Origin of the sequence: Mesorhizobium sp. M7A.F.Ca.ET.027.02.1.1 (assembly GCF_004022985.1) — a bacterium.
GTDB lineage: Bacteria > Pseudomonadota > Alphaproteobacteria > Rhizobiales > Rhizobiaceae > Mesorhizobium.
On the sequence record NZ_RZOL01000780.1, the window covers coordinates 1 to 1,141 of the forward strand.

1 protein-coding gene and 1 pseudogene are annotated in these 1,141 nt (G+C 63.8%); one reads left to right on the forward strand and one right to left on the reverse strand.

Going from position 1 to position 1,141, the window contains the following annotated elements:
- A partial coding sequence (locus EN749_RS36085) for a sigma factor-like helix-turn-helix DNA-binding protein (RefSeq protein WP_128364992.1) occupies positions 1–639 on the forward strand: 639 nt, incomplete at its 5' end.
- A gap of 33 nt (positions 640–672) precedes the next feature.
- On the opposite strand, the pseudogene EN749_RS36090 reads toward EN749_RS36085, so the two are convergent.
- A pseudogene (locus EN749_RS36090) lies at positions 673–1,141 on the reverse strand (AsmA protein); the annotation flags it as partial.

Sequence of the window (1,141 nt, forward strand, 5' to 3'; positions counted from 1 at the left end):
GAAAGGGCTTTTTCCGATGAGGACCCGGACATGATCGTCGACCCAGCCAATCCCACCGCCGATCGTCAGGCCGCGGCGGCCAGCCTGCACACCTTCATGCGCCTTCCCGTCGCGCAGCGAAGCAGCGTGATCATGATGGACGTTCTAGGCTATTCGCTGCAGGAGATCAGCGACATGCTCGACACCAGCATCCCTGCCATCAAGGCGGCGCTGCATCGCGGTCGCGGCCGGCTCCGCCATCTTGCTGACGAACCGGACGACCGTCCTGTTCCGAAACTGAGTGCCGCGGAGCGCCTGCTGCTCAACGCTTATATCGACCGCTTCAACGCACGCGATTTCGATGCGGTGCGCGACATGCTGGCCGAAGAAGTACGACTGGAACTGGTTGCCCGGACACGGCTGAACGGCCGCAAGGAAGTGGGTACCTATTTCGGCAACTATTCCCGGGTGCAGGACTGGCGTTTCGTGCCCGGCTTCGTCGAAGACAGGCCGGCAATCCTCGTTCGCGATCCCAATGATCCGAAGGCGCCCCCTGCCTATTTCATCCTGCTGGCGTGGCAGGATGGCAAACTCTTGACCATCCGGGATTTCCGCCATGCCCGCTATGCGGCAGAGAGCGCGCAACTGCTCGTCCTCTGAATCTGCGGATCGCCGATCAGGAAGGCGTTTGGCCTACTGCAGCGACTTCAGCAGATTGTCGATCGTGAACGGATTGGACTTCGGCTTGGCCGGCGGCGGATTGTCGTTGGCTTCCGGCAGCGGCGCCCGCTCCACCTTCGGAGCCTGCTGCGCGGCCTTGCGTTCGGCCTCGAGCCTTGCCTTTTCCTGCGCCGCGATGCGCACAGCCTCTTCCGCCTTCTGCCGCTCCTGCTTGTCGACCTGCGCCTTGGCCGCCTCGTCGGCGGCTTGCTGTTCGGCAGCGGCCTTGGCGTCGGCGTCCGCCTTGGCTTTGGCATCGGCGTCCGCCTTTGCTTTCGCCTCCGCGTTGGCCTGAGCCTTGGCATCGGCATCGGCTTTCGCCTGGGCATCCGCTTCGGCCTTGGCCTTGGCGTCAGCCTCGGCTTTCAGCCGTGCTGCTTCCTCCTGCTTGCGCAATTCCTCGGCGGCCTTATCCCGTTCGGTCTTCAACGCCGCGTAGTAG